Source organism: Kitasatospora sp. NPDC085879 (assembly GCF_040686255.1).
GTDB lineage: Bacteria > Actinomycetota > Actinomycetes > Streptomycetales > Streptomycetaceae > Kitasatospora.
This window is the reverse complement of sequence record NZ_JBFBJZ010000014.1, coordinates 1-15,471: the sequence shown is the minus strand read 5'-3', so window position 1 is coordinate 15,471 and position 15,471 is coordinate 1. Positions and strand designations below refer to the sequence as shown.

The following is a 15,471-nucleotide window of genomic DNA, read 5'->3' as shown; positions in this document are numbered from 1 at the left end:
CGTGCGCCCCAAGCCGCTCGCCGCCCTCGCCGCCGCTCCCCTGTTCCTGCTCCCCGCCGCCGCCCCGGCCGGGGCCGCTCCCGCGCCCCGCTACGCAGCGCTGGGCGACTCCTACGCCGCCGGTGTCGGCGCCGGGGCCTACGACCCGGTGAGCGCCGCCTGCCACCGCTCCACCCGCTCCTACCCGGAGCTCTGGCGGGCCGCGAACGGGCCCGCCGACTTCCTCTTCGCCGCCTGCGACGGCGCGACCACCGCCGACGTGGAGCGCGACCAGGTGCCGAGAGTGCCCGCCGACGCCACCCTCGTCACCCTCACCGTCGGCGGGAACGACCTCGGCTTCGGCGACGCCGTGATCGCCTGCCTACAGCCGCTCACCACCGACGCGTACTGCGACAGCGTCCTGGACGAATCCGAGCGGCGGCTGCGCGAGGAGCTCCCGGGCCGCCTCGACACGCTGTACCGCGCCCTGGACGCCGAGGCCCCCGCCGCCCGCGTGGTGGTCACCGGCTACCCGCGCATGCTCGGCACCGCCGACACCTGCCTGATCGGCACCGCGGCCCGCCGGGCCCGCTTCAACGCGCTGACCGACGCCGCGGACGACCTGATCGAGCGTCAAGCCGTGAAGCAGGGCTTCCGCTTCGCCGACGTCCGGACGGCCTTCGACGGCCACGGCGTCTGCCGGGGCGGCGCCGACGAGTGGATCCACCCGATCACCCTGCCGCTCTGGGAGTCGTACCACCCCAGGGCCGCCGGACAGTCCGGCGGCTACCTGCCGAGCGTGTCGGCGGCCGCGCTCGGATAGGCTTCCCACTCCGGCCTGGGAAGGCATCAAAGCCCGTAGGCTGGGCAGGTAGGGACCGTGGAACGGGGCGTTCCACGCGAGGTTCGACTGGCCGGCAGCCGGCCACCGGTCCGCGGGCCGGGAGGGGGGCGGCACCGGTCGACGGAGGGAGACGCTGGGTGATCGAGCTGGAGGACGTTCCCGAGTTGATCGACCCGGTGATGATCTGCGCCTTCGAGGGCTGGAACGACGCCGGCGACGCCGCCTCGGCCGCCGTCGGACACCTGGACGAGACCTGGGGCGGCAAGGTGTTCGCGGCACTCGACGCCGAGGACTACTACGACTTCCAGGTCAACCGCCCGACCATCTGGCTGGACGGCGGCGTCCGCCGGATCACCTGGCCGACCACGCGCCTGTCGGTCGTCCGGGTCAACGAGCCCAAGACCAGGGACCTGGTGCTGGTCCGCGGTATCGAGCCCAGCATGCGCTGGCGTTCCTACTGCAACGAACTGCTCGGCTTCGCCCACGAGCTGGGCGTCGAGCTGGTGGTCATCCTCGGTGCCCTCCTCGGGGACACCCCGCACAGCCGTCCGGTGCCGGTCAGCGGGGTCACCTCGGACGCGGCGCTGGCCCGCACCCTCGACCTGGAGGAGAGCAAGTACGAGGGGCCGACCGGGATCGTCGGCGTCCTGCAGGAGGCCTGCGCGCACGCCGGGGTGCCGGCCGTGACGCTCTGGGCCGCGGTGCCGCACTACGTGGCGCAGCCGCCCAACCCCAAGGCCACCCTGGCGCTGATCAACAAGCTGGAGGACCTCCTCGACCTGCGGATCCCGCCCGGCGAGCTGGGCGAGGACTCCCGCGCCTGGCAGCTCGGCGTGGACCAGCTGGCCGCGGAGGACAGCGAGGTCGCCGAGTACGTGCAGCAGCTGGAGGAGGCCCAGGACACCGCCGAGCTGCCGGAGGCGTCCGGCGACGCGATCGCCCGCGAGTTCGAGCGCTACCTGCGGCGCCGCGAGAACCTCGGCCCCACCGGCGAGAAGCCCGTCTCCGGCCACGCCACCGAGTCCAAGCCCGACAAGGACGAGGACGACGGCGACGACAAGCCCGATGACGACAAGCCCGACGAGACGTAGGGGCAACCCGCTGAGGGGCAACCCATAGGGGCGCGTAGGGGCACCTCCCCCACGCGCCCCTATGGGTTACCCCTCAGCGGGTTGTTGCCCTCGGGCTCGCCCGAACTACAGCGCCACGCCCAGGAGGGCGTCGACGGTGCGGGAGACCAGGCCCGGGGCGCCGATGTCCTCGCCGCCGTCGGCGGTCTGTGCGGCGGCCCAGCGGTCCACCGCGGCGAGCGCCGCCGGGGCGTCCAGGTCCTCGGCGAGAGCCGCCCGCACCTCGGCGAGCATCCCCTCCGCCGACGGACCGTCGGGCCGGGACACGGCGGCGCGCCAGCGGGCGAGCCGCTCCTTCGCCCGGGCGAGGTCCTGCTCGGTCCACTCCCAGTCGCTGCGGTAGTGGTGGGCGAGCAGGGCGAGCCGGATCGCCGCCGGGTCGACGCCCTCGCGCCGCAGCGCGGAGACGAACACCAGGTTGCCGCGCGACTTCGACATCTTGTGCCCGTCCAGCGCGACCATGCCGGCGTGCACGTACGCCTTGGCGTACGGGTTCTCGCCGGTGGCGACCTGGGCGTGTGCGGCGCCCATCTCGTGGTGCGGGAAGGAGAGGTCGGTGCCGCCGCCCTGGATGTCGAAGGACATGCCGAGGTACTGCAGGGCGATCGCCACGCACTCGATGTGCCAGCCGGGCCGGCCGTGGCCGAGCTCGGTGTCCCAGGCGGGCTCGCCCGGGCGGGCGGCGAGCCAGAGCAGGGCGTCCAGCGGGTGCTTCTTGCCGGGGCGCTGCGGGTCGCCGCCGCGCTCGGCGAAGACCGGCAGCATGGCGTCCCGGTCGAGGCCGGAGACCTCGCCGAAGCGGGGGTCCGCGTCGACGGAGAAGTAGATGTCGCCGTCCAGCTCGTAGGCGGCGCCGCTCGCGAGCAGCTGCTTGACGAGCGGGACGATCCACGGGATGGACTCGACGGCGCCGACGTAGTGGGCCGGCGGGAGCATCCGCAGGGCGGTCATGTCCTCGCGGAAGAGGGCGGTCTCGCGGGCGGCGAGTTCCGTCCAGTCCTGCCCGGTGGCGACGGCGCGCTCGAGCAGCGGGTCGTCGACGTCGGTGACGTTCTGGACGTAGAGGACGTCGTGACCGGCGTCCTTCCAGACCCGCTGCACCAGGTCGAAGGTGTTGTAGGTGGCGGCGTGGCCCAGGTGGGTGGCGTCGTACGGGGTGATGCCGCAGACGTACAGGCGGGCGGTCGGGCCGTCGGGCACGACCACGCGGACACTGCTCGTGGCGGTGTCGAAGACACGAAGGGGAAGCCCCTGACCAGGCAGGGCGGGAACCTCGGAGGCGGGCCAGGCATGCATGGTTCCGACTCTAACCGGGCGATCATTTGAAAGGCTAACCAGTCGTCGGGATCGGCCGGAAACCTCCCCCGCCGTACGGGTCGGGTCAGAGCGGCGGCCAGGGGATCGACGGCCAGCGCGGCGAGGGCAGCGGGTGGCGGCCGGCCTTGAGGAGCGTGTCGACGCGGTGGGCGGCGGCATCCAGTTCGGCGGCGGTGAGATGGGGCCGCAGCCGGTCCCCCAGGGCGCCCGGCAGGTCGGCGGTGAGCCGTCCGAGGACCTCGGCGGCCTCGGCGGTCAGCGGCTGCTCGGCCCAGCCCCAGAGCAGGGTGCGGAGCTTGTCCTCGGTGTTGAAGGTCACGCCGTGGTCGATGCCGTAGATCCGCCCGTCGGCCGCGGATATCCAGTGGCCGCCCTTGCGGTCGGCGTTGTTGAGCACGGCGTCGAGGACGGCGAGCCTGCGCAGCCGCTCGTCGTCGCGGTGGACGAGCAGGGCGGTGCGGCCGCCCTCGATCTCGGCGCGGACGATCGGCAGCCAGCCTTCCGCGGGCCCGGCCGGATCCTGCAGGTCGAGCAGTTCGGGGGCGGCTGGGTCGGGTTCGACCCAGAGCTGCACCATGCCGGGGCCGGCCGGGCCGTCGCGCAGCACGGTGGGCGGGATCAGCGCCCAGCCGGTGGCGGCGGAGAGCTCGTAGGCAGCGGTCTCGCGGCCGGCCAGGGTGCCGTCGGGGAAGTCCCAGAGCGGGCGCTCGCCGGCCACCGGCTTGTAGACGCAGGGGGCGGTGGTGCCGTCCAGCGTCACGGTGCAGTAGAGCACCGCGTTGGAGGCGTCGGTGAGCCGGCCGTGCACGGCGAGTTCGCCGCCGTTCAGCAGGGCGAGGGCGGTGGGTACGTCGGCGGCGAGCGCGGCGCTGGTGGCCGGGTCGGTGCCCGGGAGGCCGTCCGCGCTCAGCGCCGGTATCCGTTCGCGCGCGGGCACAGGTGGCCCTCCGGGTCGAGCGGCAGGTTGCAGAACGGGCAGGGCTTGCGGCCGGCGGCGACCAGGTCGAGGGCACGCTTGGCGAAGACCCGGGCCATCGCGCCGGTGAGCCGGACGCGCAGCATGTCGGGGCCGTTCTCGTCGTCCTCGTACAGGGCGTTCTCGTCCTCCTCGGCGTCCTCGACGAGGGCCTGGGCCTCGACGACGAGCCGCTCGTCGACGCTGTCCCAGGCGAGCGCCATGGTGCCGACCCGGAACTCCTGCTCCAGCGGCAGGTCGAGCGGGGCGCTGTCGAGCAGCTCGGCGGGGGCGACGGCGGGGATGGCGGACGAGCCGTGGCTGCGCCGCAACGCCTCGTCGAGCACCTCCTCGACGCGTTCGGCGAGCGCGGCCACCTGGGCCTTCTCGAGCAGCACGCTGGTGATCCGGCCGCGGGCGCTGGCCTGCAGGTAGAACGCCCGGGATCCGGGCTCGCCGACGGTGCCGGCCACGAACCGCTCTGGCTGGTCGTAGAAGTAGACCTGACGGGGCACTCTCTCGCTCCGGATCGGGATCGGACGGGGGCTCATCGGCCACCCTACGACGTGGGCCGCACGGACGCGGCGACCGGTGGGTCAGCTTGTCCCGCCGACCACGGCGTCGCCGCCGGGCACCTGGGACGGCTCCTCCCGGGGGGCCAGCGAGCCGAGGCCGCCGGTGTCGCCGAGGCGCAGCAGGAAGGGGCGGTGCGGGGTGTAGCGGATCGCGGTGACGGAGCAGGGCTCGACGGAGATCCGCTGGAACTGGTCGAGGTGCAGGCCGAGCGCGTCGGCGACCACGGCCTTGATCACGTCTCCGTGGGTGCAGGCGATCCAGAGGGCGTTCTCGCCGTGCTCGGCGGCGACCCTGGCGTCCCACTCGCGGACGGCGTCCACGGTGCGGTGGCTGAGGTCGCGCAGCGACTCCCCGCCGGGGAAGGCGGCGGCGGAGGCGTGGTCCTGCACGGTGCGCCAGAGCGGCTCCTGGGCGAGTTCGCGCAGCGGACGGCCCGTCCAGTCGCCGTACCTGCACTCGCCGAGCCGCTCGTCGACGGCGGGGTCGCCGAGTTCGGGGCGGGCGGCGAGCAGCGGGGCGAGGGTCTGCCGGCAGCGTTCCAGCGGGCTGGAGACGGCGTGCGCGACGGGCAGCCCGGAGAGGCGGCCGACCAGGCCGGCGGCCTGCTCGCGGCCGGTGTCGTCGAGGTCCACGCCGGGTGTCCAGCCGGCCAGGACGCCGGCGGTGTTGGCGGTCGATCGGCCGTGACGGACGAGCAGCAGCGTGGGCATGCGGCTTAGCCTACGGCCTGGCTGCCGGGTGGGGCGCGGGTGCCCATCGGGTGTGCGTTCAACGGATGTGATGACCGTTCGGGCCCCGGCACGGGAGAATGGCGGCATGATCGTCGATTGCGCCACGTACCGGGACGGCCGCCGGGTGGAGGGCCCCGCGGATTTCTCGGACGCGCTGGACGCCGTCCGGGCCGCCGGTGACGGCTTCCTGTGGATCGGCCTGTACGAGCCCTCGACGGAGGAGCTCGACCTGGTCTCCTCCGAGTTCGGCCTGCACCCGCTGGCGGTGGAGGACGCCCTGACGGCCGCGCACCAGCGCCCCAAGCTGGAGGTCTACCCGGACGCGCTGTTCACGGTGGTCAAGACGCTGGGCTACCGGGACGCGGACCGCTCGGTGGAGACCGGCGAGGTGCTGGTCTTCGTCGGCGACGCCTTCGTGATCACCGTGCGGCACGGGCAGGTCAGCCCGCTGGGCGGGCTGCGCAAGGAGCTGGAGGGCCGGCCCGAGCTGCTGAAGCTGGGCCCCGCCGCGGTGCTGTACGCGGTCTGCGACCTGGCGGTGGACACCTACCTGGACCTGTCCGCGACGCTGCTGGCCGACCTGGACGAGCTGGAGGCGGAGGTGTTCGCGCCGGGCCGCACGCGCGGCGTCGCCGAGCGGATCTACGCCTTCAAGCGGCAGGTCGTGGCCTTCCGGCGGGCCAGCGCGCCGCTGCTGGACCCGGCGACCCGGCTGGTGCGCGGCGGCGTGCCGTTCGTCCCCGACGACCTGCAGCCCTATCTGCGGGACGTGCTCGACCACCTGACCAAGGCGAACGAACAGGTCGAGGCGCTGGACCGGCTGCTGTCGGACATCCTGAGCGCCAATCTGGCCCAGGTCAGCGTGCAGCAGAACAACGACATGCGGAAGATCTCGGCCTGGGCCGCGCTGGCGGCGGTGCCGACGATGATCGCGGGCATCTACGGGATGAACTTCCAGTACATGCCGGAGCTGCACCAGCCCTGGGGCTACCCGGCGGCGCTGGTCCTGATGGCACTGGTCTGCTGGGTGCTGCACCGCTCCTTCAAGCGGGCGGGCTGGCTCTGACGCCGGCCCGCACCGGGGCGGTCGCGGGGACCGCCCCGGGCGTGGCCGGCCGGGCCCGGACGGTCAGGCGAGGCCGGCGCGCTCCAGGGCCTCGACGCCGGTGCGCAGGGCGGTGATCCGCTCCTCCAGGGTGAACCCGGCCGGGGCGAGGGTGAGCGTGGTGACGCCTGCGTCGGCGTAGGCCTGCATCCGGTCGGCGATCCGCTCGGTGGTGCCGAGCAGCGCGGTGGCGTCGATCAGGTCGTGCGGGACGGCGGCGGCCGCGCCGGCGTAGTCCTTGGCCAGGTACCTCTCCTGGACCTCGTCGGCGGCCTGCTCGTAGCCCATGCGGCGGGCGAGCTGGTTGTAGAAGTTCTTCTCCTTGCTGCCCATGCCGCCGATGTACAGGGCGGCGTAGGAGCGCTGGCCGTCGGCGGCAGCCTTGACGTCCTCGCCGACCGAGATGGCGACGGTCGGGCAGAGGTCGAAGCCGTCGAGGGTCTGTCCGGCCTTGGCGCGGCCGGCCCTCAGCGGGTCGATGGAGAGCGCGGCGTGCTCGGGGGCGAAGAAGATGCCGAGCCAGCCGTCGGCGATCTCGCCGGTCTGCTCCAGGTTCTTCGGGCCGATCGCGGCGATGTACAGCGGGATGTGCTCGCGGACGGGGTGCACGGTGAGCTTCAGCGGCTTGCCGGGTCCGCCGGGCAGCGGCAGCGTCCAGGTGGCGCCCTCGTGGACGACCCGCTCACGGGCCATCGCCTTGCGGATGATCTCGACGTACTCGCGGGTGCGGGCCAGCGGCTTGTCGAACTTGACGCCGTACCAGCCCTCGGAGACCTGCGGGCCGGAGACGCCGAGGCCGAGCCGGAAGCGGCCGCCGGAGAGGGTGTCCAGGGTGGCCGCGGTCATCGCGGTCATGGTGGGGGTGCGGGCCGGGATCTGGAAGATCGCCGAACCGACGTCGATCCGCTCGGTCTTCGCCGCCACGTAGCTGAGGACGGTGGCCGCGTCGGAGCCGTACGCCTCGGCGGCCCAGCAGACCGAGTAGCCGAGGCGGTCGGCCTCCTGGGCGACCGCGATGTTGTCGGCGTCCATGCCGAGTCCCCAGTAGCCGAGGTTGATGCCCAGTCGCATAGCGTGCCCACGCCTTCCGTTCGGTCCTTGCGGCGAGGGTAGCCGCGCCGCCGAACCAAAGGCTACTGGCCGGTAGGAGTGTCCTGCGTCACGTCACCGCGCGGGTCGTCCACCACGCCGTGTACCCCGGCCGCTACGCTCTGCCGACGTGGGGGCCTCCCCCACCTGCGCTTTTCAGCCACGACAGCACGACAGAGGGGCCCTCCCGATGGAACAGCGCCACCTCGGCAGGACGGGCCTGAGGGTGAGCAGGCTCGGCCTCGGCACCATGACCTGGGGTCGCGACACCGACGAGCACGAGGCCGCCGAGCAGCTCAAGGTCTTCGCCGACGCCGGTGGCACCCTGGTCGACACCTCCGACGAGTACGCCGACGGCGGCGCCGAGTACCTGCTCGCCCGCCTCACCGAGAGCCTCGTCCCGCGCGCCGAGCTGGTCATCGCCACCAAGGCCGGCGCCCGGCCCGGCCCCGGTCGCCGCCGCGACGCCTCGCGCGGACACCTGCTCGCCGCCCTCGACGCCTCGCTGCGCCGCCTCGGCACCGATCACGTCGACCTCTGGCAGGTCGACGGCCACGACCCGGCGACCCCGCTGGACGAGACCCTGCACGCCCTCGACATCGCCGTCACCAGCGGCCGCGCCCGGTACACCGGGGTCTGCGACTTCAGCGGCTGGCAGCTCGCCAAGGCCGCCGGCCGGCAGCAGGGCCACCCGGCGCGCGTGCCGCTGGCCGGCGCACAGCTCGAGTACTCGCTCCTCCAGCGCGGCCTGGAGCGCGAGGTCCTCCCGGCGGCGCTGGACGCCGGGGTGGGGCTGCTCGCCTCCTCGCCGCTCGGCCGGGGCGTGCTCACCGGCAAGTACCGGCACGGTGTGCCGCCGGAGTCCCGCGGCGCCTCGCCGTACCACGCCGGCATCGTCCAGCCCTATCTCGGGGAGCGGTCCCGGCGGATCGTCGACGCCCTCGCCACCGCCGCCGACGGACTCGCCACCAGCCCGCTCAAGGTCGCCCTCGCCTGGGTCCGCGACCGGCCCGGGGTGGCGAGCGCACTGGTCGGGGCGCGCACCTCGGCCCAGCTGCAGACAACCCTGTCGGCGGAGGCCCTTACGCTTCCGGGTGAGATCCGCGGTGCGCTGGACGACGTCTCGGCGCCGGTGCACCGCTACCCGGACCAGGGCTGGACGGAGCTGTGAGCCGTCGGCCATGAGGAGACATCGATGACGCAAGCGGAGCACAGCGCCCCGGAGCGGCAGGCCGAGGCGGTCGCCGCGCTGGCCGAGGCGATCCGCGCGGCGGGGGCGTCGTCGGGGCCCGCCGCCGAGCCCGCCGGCCCGGCCGCGCCGCGCACGGACGAGCAGCGCGCCACCGCGCTCGCGGCCGCCGCCGAGGTGCTGACCGCCGGCGGCGCCCCCGCCGACCTGGCCGGACCGGCCGTCGCCGCCCTCGGCGAGGCCGCCGCCCAGCAGCTGCGCGAGGACCCGTGGGCCGTGCTCGCGCTGCCCGGGGTGCGCCCCGAGCAGGCGGACGGCTTCGCCCGCGGCCTGCTCGGCCCCGCCGCCGGGCCGGGCGACCCGCGCCGCGCCGCCGCCCTGGTGCCCTGGCTGCTGGAGCAGGCCGCCCTCCGCGGCCACTCCGCCCAGGAGATCGGCGAGACCGCGACCGGCCTGGAGCGGCTGCGCCTGCCGGACCCGGCCGCCGCCCTGCAGGAGGTCGTGGTGGACGGCCGGGTGATGGCCTTCCAGGAGGAGCTCCCCGGCCACCACGGCAGCGACGAGGAGGAGCCGCCGACCCGCACCCTGCTCGCCCTGGAGCGCCTGGCGCTGGCCGAGGAGAGCCTCGGCGAGGGCCTGGTCCGGCTGCAGTCCACCCTCGTCCCGGGCACCGACGACCTCCCGGGCACCGAGGACACCGCCGAAATCGGCGAAGACGGCGAAGACTCCGTCGAAGGCGAGGACACCGGCGAGGGCAAGGGCGGCACCGAGGTGCCCGCCGCCCCCGGCCCGGCCGCCTGGGAGGCCGCCGCCGCGGCCGCACCCTCCTCCTCCGCCACCGCGCTGATCCGCGCCGTCGCCGAGGACGCGCTGGTCGCGCACACCGGCGGCGAGGCCTCCCGCGCCGAGGTCGCCGCCCTGCTGCGCGCCGCCGACGGCCTCGGCCTGCGCGCCTGGGCCGGCACCTGGACGGACCACGGCCGCGCCGTGCTCGCCGACCTGCTGGCCGACTCCCCCGCCGCCGGCCGCCTGGCCACCCTGGCCGAGCTGCTCGGCTCGGGCGGCCCCGGGCGCGCCGAGGACGGCACCCTCGCGCTCGACCTGCTGGTCGTCCCGGACGCCCAGCTGCTCGACGTCGAGCTGGCCGCGACCCTGCTGGAGGCGCTCGGCGACGGCACCCGGCTGGTGCTCAGCGGCGACCCGAACCAGCTCTGGTCGGCCGGCCCCGGCCGGTTCCTGGCCGACCTGATCGCCGCCAAGACCTGCCCGGTCGTCGCCTCCCGCACCCCCGACCCGGGGCCGATCGGCGAGCTGATCTCCGGCATCTCGATCGGCGAGCTGCAGCCCGTCGACGCGCCGGACAAGGAGGTCGTGGTGCTGGGCGTCCAGGACGCCGGCGAGGCCGTCCACCGGGCCGTCCAGCTGCTCGCCGACTCCATCCCGCGGGCGCTCGGCATCCCGGCCGAGCAGGTCGTGCTGATCACCACCGGGCACGGTGGCGGCGCCGGCACCCGGGCGCTCAACGCGGCGGCCAAGGCACGGCTGAACCCCGGCCCGGGCGCCTTCGGCGGCTTCGACCCGGGGGACCGCGTCGCCTGGTCGCCCGCCCCGGGCACCACCCTGCCCGGCCGGGTTCTCGACGGCGACGGCGCCGGCCTGCACATCGAGCTGTCCGACGGCAGCCGCCTCACGCTGTCCCCCGCGCAGGTCGCCGGGCTCCGGCACGGCTGGGCGCTCACCGCGCACCAGGCGGTCGGTCGGCGCTGGCCCGGCGCGGTCGTCGTGGTGCCCGGGGACGCCGCCGCGGGGCTCACCCGCCAGTGGGTCTACACGGCCTTCGGCCGCGCCGAGCGCCACCTCTCGGTGGTGCACCCGGCCGGCCCGCTGCTCGCCCAGGCGGTCGCCGAGCGCCCCGCTGCGCCGCGCACCACCCGCCTGCGGGCGATCCTCGCCGAGCACACCGGCCAGGAGGCCTGAGCGCTCGCCGCGCACGAGTGAGGGGCGGGGCCTGCGGGCCCCGCCCCTCACGCGCTCACGCCGCCGCTCACGCCTCCGGGTCGAAGGCGTCCGGGTCCTCGTCGTAGACCTCGCTGACGTCGAAGCGGCAGATCAGCAGTTGCGGATCGGCCCCGTCGAACGGCTCGGGCAGCCACTCGCCGGGCTCGGCGGGCTCGGCGGCGGAGACCCACAGTGTGGAGTCGCCCTCCTCCAGCCCGAACTCCTCGCAGCGTGCCGCGATCTCGTCCGGCTCGTACTCGCCGAAGAGCACCCCGATCGCGGCGTTCACACCGCCGGCGGTGTCGCCGCCCGGGGTGAGCGATTCGTCCACCCGCTCGGCCTGGGCCCGCAGCCGCTTCGGGTCGGCCACGAGGTAGTCGCGGCGGATCAGCACGCTGATCGCCTCGGGCTGCTCCGGCCCGAGATAGCCGCCGTCGCCGCCGTCTCCCGGCACCTCGAAGGGGGTCACCTCGTCGTAGACCTCGTACAGCAACTGGTCGTAGGTGATGGCTGCCGCCGCCAGATCCTCGTAGGCGGCGACCACGGCCGGATCGCCCTCCTCGGTGGTGCCGGCCACGGCCTCAAGGTGCCGGTCGATCGCGGCCTTGACCGCCTCGGCGGCGGCCCGTACCTCATTGATGGTGAGCTGCGCGGCATCAGACATGGTGCAGACGCTATCCCGCCCCGGTGACCACACGCACAGGGGTTGTCACCTACGCCCGCGAATTCGGGACAACTTCCGCCCCGATGTCCGATCCGTATGCTTCTGCACCCTGCCGGCGTACGCCCCGAGCAGGCCGGAAATCCCTCCGCCGAGCAGCCCCACCAGCACGGAGGGACGGCCTCCGGCATCGACCGGCCGGCACCGGGGTATCGGTCTCGCATACCGGAACTGAACGCATGTCAGGGCGCTGCGGCGCCGGCGGGGGTGCGGAGGCCGACGGGCGCCCCGCGCGCGGGGTCCGACCGTCGGTGCCACGCCGTAGGCTTGCGTCCAGGCCATGGCACGAGGCAGGAGGAGAACTTGACCCCACCCAAGCTGGTCCGGACCCCCGAGTACGAGTACCAGTCGCTGCGCCTGCCGCGCGGCACGAGCCGCAACGCGGCCCGCCAGCTGCTGACCGAGCACGCCGAGTACGGCCACTGGGAGCTGGACCGACTGCGGCTCTACCCGGACGGCAGCCGGACGGTCCGCCTGCGCCGCAAGATCATCCGGCAGTCCCGCAGCTGGTGACGCCGGGGCCCCGGCCCGGCCGCTGAGCCGCGGGGCACAGGGACGGACGGCCCCGGACACGGCCATGCGCCCGTGGGCGCCCCGGCGTGGCCGGGACGGCCTCGGGCGCACGGCCGGGGCGGTGGACGGTCGGGTCAGCGCACGCCGGCCCGGGAGCGGCGGTAGAGCACGCCGCCGCCCAGCAGCAGGGCGAGGCCGGCCGGGGCGATCAGCTCCAGACCTGAGACGCCGGTGGAGGCCAGGTGGTCGGGGGTGCCCTCGCCGGAGCGCGGTGTACCGGTGACGGGCGTCTCGGGCGCCTTCGGCGGGGTGGGCGTCTTCGGCGGCGTGGGCGGGGTGGGCGGGGTGGGCGGCGGGGTCTCGGTGCAGCCGCACTCCTCCGGCTTGGTGGGCGGCGGCGGGGTCTCGTTGACGTGGGTGTTGCCGCAGGAGTTGCCGTACGCGGGGTTGGCCAGGCCCACCACGTCGACGGTGTTGCCGCAGGCGTTGACCGGCGCGCTGACCGGGACGCTCACGGTGTTGCCGGAGGCCACGCCCGGCGAGTTGTTGCTGCCGCCGCTCGCGGAGGATCCACCGGCCTGGCTGCCACCGGTGCCGGTCGAACCCGAGGAATCCGTCGAGCCCGTCGAGCCCGTCGAACCGCCGCCGCCGTGCGAGACGTTGCCGCACTGGTTGCCGTAGGCCGGGTTGAGCAGCCCGATCACGTTCACGGTGTTGCCGCACGCGTTGACGGGAATGTCCACCGGGGCCTGCACCGTGTTGCCGGAGGCGACACCTGGGGAGTTCGCCGCGACCCCCTGGGCCTCGCTGCCGGCCGCGTACGCATAACCCGCGGTGGAGGCCAGCACACTGCCGGTGGCGACGGCGGTGAGGATTCCCCTCTTTGCGACCTGTCGCATTGACTCCCCTGATTCGTCTGATAGTCGGAATTCCTGACGAGGGTCTCGCCGGTACACCGCACAACGAGCGGTACGGAGATAAGTTGAGCCGGACGCCGCACCTTCATCCGATCGAGTGAGGGACACGCCGACGGCGCTTGCCGCACCCGGAGACGGACGTGCCCCCGAGCGGGATTCCCGCCGCTCGGGGGCACGCGCCAGAAGACCGGGATCAGCACCCGGGCACCGCTCAGACGTTGGCGCAGCTGTTGCCGAACGCCGGGTTGAGCAGGCCGATCACGCTGATGGTGTTGCCGCAGACGTTGACCGGGACGTGCACCGGCACCTGGATCAGGTTGCCCGACAGCACGCCCGGGGAGCCGGCCGCGACACCGTGCGCGCCGGCGCCGTGCGCCGAGGCCGCACCGGCGCCGGCCAGCACCAGACCACCGGTGGCGGCGGCGACGGCGGCGATCTTCTTGACCTTCATGAGTCCTCCTGGTCGATTCCGCAGCCCGTTCCCCCGGGCTGCACACAGGAGTGAACGACACTGCTGCGAACGGGGTACGGAGGAGATTCCGCATCCACTCGCAACGGTGATGATCCGAACAGATAGACGACCATGGGAAAGCCGGAAGAATCGTTTCTTCATAGCCTTTCGACGACGTCCTAAATCATTCCCTCGTACCATGCGCACGGCCCGCCCCGGGAAAGTCCCGGGGCGGGCCGTGGCGGGCCGTGACCAGTCGGCCGGTCGGCCGGTCGGACAGATGTCGGAGCGCGGCGTCAGCAGGCGTCGAGGAAGCGGTCCAGCACGCGCACGCCGAACTTGAGGCCGTCCACCGGCACCCGCTCGTCGACGCCGTGGAACATGCCGGCGAAGTCGAGGTCCGGCGGCAGCTGCAGCGGGGCGAAGCCGAAGCAGCGGATGCCGAGGTCCTGGAAGGACTTGGCGTCGGTGCCGCCGGAGAGGCAGTAGGGCACGGCCCTGGCGATCGGGTCCTCGGCCTGCAGCGCCGACTGCATGGCCTCGACCAGGGCGCCGTCGAAGCCGGTCTCGATCGCCTTGTCCGAGTGCAGCGTCTCCCGCTTGACCCGGGGGCCGAGCACCGAGTCCAGCTCGGCCAGGAACTCCTCCTCGTAGCCGGGCAGGAAGCGCCCGTCCACGTGCGCGGTGGCCTGGCCGGGGATGACGTTCACCTTGTAGCCGGCGCCGAGCATGGTCGGCTGGGCGGTGTTGCGCAGGGTGGTGCCGATCATCTTGGCGATGCCGCCGAGCACCCGCAGCGTCTCGTCCATGTTCTCCGGGTCGAGCTTCACGCCGAGGGCGTCCGACAGCTCGTCCAGGAAGGCGCGGACGGTCTTGGTGATCCGCAGCGGGAAGGTGTGCCGGCCGAGGCGGGCGACCGCCTCGCACAGCTCGGTGATGGCGTTGTCGTCGTTCTCCATCGAGCCGTGCCCGGCCCGGCCCTCGACGGTCAGGCGCATCCAGTGCATGCCCTTCTCCGCCGTCTCCACCAGGTAGAGGCGCACCTGGTCGTTGACGGTGAAGGAGAAGCCGCCGACCTCGCCGATGCCCTCGGTGACGCCCTCGAACAGCTCCGGGTGCTTGTCGACCAGGTAGCGGGCGCCGTAGGTGCCGCCCGCCTCCTCGTCGGCGACGAAGGCCAGCACCAGGTCGCGCGGGGGCTTGCGGCCGGTGCGCAGCCGGTCGCGGACGACGGCGAGCGTCATCGCGTCCATGTCCTTCATGTCGACGGCGCCGCGGCCCCAGACGCAGCCGTCGGCGATCTCGCCGGAGAAGGGGTCGTGCGTCCAGTCCGCGGCGTTGGCCGGCACCACGTCGGTGTGGCCGTGGATCAGCAGGCCGGGCCGCGAGCGGTCCTCGCCCTCGATCCGGACGACCGTGGAGGCCCGCCCCTTCGCCGACTCGTAGATCTTCGGCTCCACGCCGAACTCGGCGAGCTGCTCGGCGACGTACTCCGCCGCCTTGCGCTCGCCGGGCCCGGAGCCGTCCCCGTAGTTGCTGGTGTCGATCCGAATCAGGTCGCGGCAGATGTCGGCGACCTCCGACTCGGCCGTCACCTTCGGGGCTCCCGCCCGCTCCGCCCTCGACTCACTCACGGCCACTCCTCGTCTCCGGCCCGCCCGACGCACCTCGACGCCGCCCCCGACCCCACGCCGGGGCACCGCGGGCACCGTCCCGCCATCCTCCCCCAGCATCCGTCGCGCCCCAAGGCCATCAGCCCACGGATCGAAGCCCGTCGGCACCCCGCAGGGGCGGTTTTGGGACCGCAAGCCGATCTTTGCTACAGTTGAGCACGTCAACGCGGCACGGAGCCGAAGAGACAACACCCCGTCCGGGTGGCGGAATGGCAGACGCGCTAGCTTGAGGTGCTAGTGCCCTTTATCGGGCGTGGGGGTTCAAGTCCCCCCTCGGACACCA

Annotated in this window: 15 protein-coding genes and 1 tRNA gene; 7 read left to right on the top strand and 9 right to left on the bottom strand. The window is 74.0% G+C overall.

Translation table 11 applies throughout. The features are described from left to right. The first annotated feature begins 1 nt into the window (after nucleotide 1). Entirely contained in the window at nucleotides 2-802 is an 801-nt protein-coding gene (locus AB0P35_RS13385) for an SGNH/GDSL hydrolase family protein (protein ID WP_363510118.1), read from the top strand. Between the two features lie 158 nt (nucleotides 803-960). Continuing rightward, a complete protein-coding gene (locus AB0P35_RS13380) occupies nucleotides 961-1,914 on the top strand; it encodes a PAC2 family protein (RefSeq protein ID WP_095872080.1) in 954 nt (317 codons plus the stop codon). 105 nt (nucleotides 1,915-2,019) lie between these two features. Here AB0P35_RS13380 and mshC read toward each other — a convergent pair whose 3' ends face one another. From mshC to AB0P35_RS13360, 4 genes are all read right to left on the bottom strand, one after another. After that, nucleotides 2,020-3,249, bottom strand: coding sequence for a cysteine--1-D-myo-inosityl 2-amino-2-deoxy-alpha-D-glucopyranoside ligase (gene mshC, locus AB0P35_RS13375; RefSeq protein WP_095872081.1), 1,230 nt, complete (start codon nucleotides 3,247-3,249; stop codon nucleotides 2,020-2,022). Nucleotides 3,250-3,334: 85 nt separating this feature from the next. After that, the gene (locus AB0P35_RS13370; protein ID WP_363510296.1) at nucleotides 3,335-4,102 is read right to left on the bottom strand and encodes an SCO1664 family protein; all 768 of its coding nucleotides are present in this window, start codon (nucleotides 4,100-4,102) and stop codon (nucleotides 3,335-3,337) included. 74 nt (nucleotides 4,103-4,176) lie between these two features. Then, the gene (locus tag AB0P35_RS13365) at nucleotides 4,177-4,740 is read right to left on the bottom strand and encodes a DUF3090 domain-containing protein (protein WP_095872083.1); all 564 of its coding nucleotides are present in this window, start codon (nucleotides 4,738-4,740) and stop codon (nucleotides 4,177-4,179) included. Between the two features lie 81 nt (nucleotides 4,741-4,821). Next, the gene (locus AB0P35_RS13360; RefSeq protein ID WP_095872084.1) at nucleotides 4,822-5,511 is read right to left on the bottom strand and encodes a histidine phosphatase family protein; all 690 of its coding nucleotides are present in this window, start codon (nucleotides 5,509-5,511) and stop codon (nucleotides 4,822-4,824) included. A gap of 106 nt (nucleotides 5,512-5,617) precedes the next feature. Here AB0P35_RS13360 and AB0P35_RS13355 point away from each other — a divergent pair, with 106 nt between their 5' ends. Continuing rightward, the gene (locus AB0P35_RS13355) at nucleotides 5,618-6,598 is read left to right on the top strand and encodes a magnesium and cobalt transport protein CorA (protein ID WP_363510114.1); all 981 of its coding nucleotides are present in this window, start codon (nucleotides 5,618-5,620) and stop codon (nucleotides 6,596-6,598) included. Nucleotides 6,599-6,661: 63 nt separating this feature from the next. On the opposite strand, the gene AB0P35_RS13350 is transcribed toward AB0P35_RS13355, so the two are convergent. Continuing rightward, nucleotides 6,662-7,708: an LLM class F420-dependent oxidoreductase gene (locus AB0P35_RS13350; RefSeq protein WP_095872086.1), complete on the bottom strand. Its 1,047-nt coding sequence runs from the start codon at nucleotides 7,706-7,708 to the stop codon at nucleotides 6,662-6,664. Between the two features lie 208 nt (nucleotides 7,709-7,916). Between AB0P35_RS13350 and AB0P35_RS13345 the strand changes: the two genes are divergently transcribed. Together AB0P35_RS13345 and AB0P35_RS13340 are read left to right on the top strand one after the other, a co-directional pair. Next, complete coding sequence (locus tag AB0P35_RS13345; RefSeq protein WP_363510112.1) at nucleotides 7,917-8,897, top strand: aldo/keto reductase; 981 nt, start codon at nucleotides 7,917-7,919, stop codon at nucleotides 8,895-8,897. 24 nt (nucleotides 8,898-8,921) lie between these two features. After that, nucleotides 8,922-10,892, top strand: a complete 1,971-nt coding sequence (locus tag AB0P35_RS13340) for an ATP-binding domain-containing protein (RefSeq protein ID WP_363510110.1) — start codon at nucleotides 8,922-8,924, stop codon at nucleotides 10,890-10,892. Nucleotides 10,893-10,959: 67 nt separating this feature from the next. Here the strand turns inward: AB0P35_RS13340 and AB0P35_RS13335 are convergent, their stop codons facing one another. Further along, a complete protein-coding gene (locus AB0P35_RS13335; protein ID WP_095872088.1) occupies nucleotides 10,960-11,577 on the bottom strand; it encodes a hypothetical protein in 618 nt (205 codons plus the stop codon). Between the two features lie 375 nt (nucleotides 11,578-11,952). On the opposite strand from AB0P35_RS13335, the gene AB0P35_RS13330 reads away from it, so the two are divergent. Then, nucleotides 11,953-12,147 (top strand): DUF5703 family protein, encoded by a 195-nt coding sequence (locus tag AB0P35_RS13330; protein WP_095875298.1) that lies wholly within the window; start codon nucleotides 11,953-11,955, stop codon nucleotides 12,145-12,147. 134 nt (nucleotides 12,148-12,281) lie between these two features. Here the strand turns inward: AB0P35_RS13330 and AB0P35_RS13325 are convergent, their stop codons facing one another. The 3 genes from AB0P35_RS13325 to AB0P35_RS13315 all read right to left on the bottom strand — a co-directional run bounded on the left by AB0P35_RS13325 (nucleotide 12,282) and on the right by AB0P35_RS13315 (nucleotide 15,149). Continuing rightward, entirely contained in the window at nucleotides 12,282-13,046 is a 765-nt protein-coding gene (locus tag AB0P35_RS13325; RefSeq protein WP_363510108.1) for a chaplin, read from the bottom strand. A 229-nt stretch (nucleotides 13,047-13,275) separates the two neighbouring features. Beyond that, nucleotides 13,276-13,515, bottom strand: coding sequence for a chaplin (locus tag AB0P35_RS13320; RefSeq protein ID WP_363510106.1), 240 nt, complete (start codon nucleotides 13,513-13,515; stop codon nucleotides 13,276-13,278). A 296-nt stretch (nucleotides 13,516-13,811) separates the two neighbouring features. After that, entirely contained in the window at nucleotides 13,812-15,149 is a 1,338-nt protein-coding gene (locus tag AB0P35_RS13315) for a M20/M25/M40 family metallo-hydrolase (RefSeq protein ID WP_095875299.1), read from the bottom strand. 234 nt (nucleotides 15,150-15,383) lie between these two features. Here AB0P35_RS13315 and AB0P35_RS13310 point away from each other — a divergent pair. After that, nucleotides 15,384-15,471 (top strand) — tRNA-Leu (locus AB0P35_RS13310).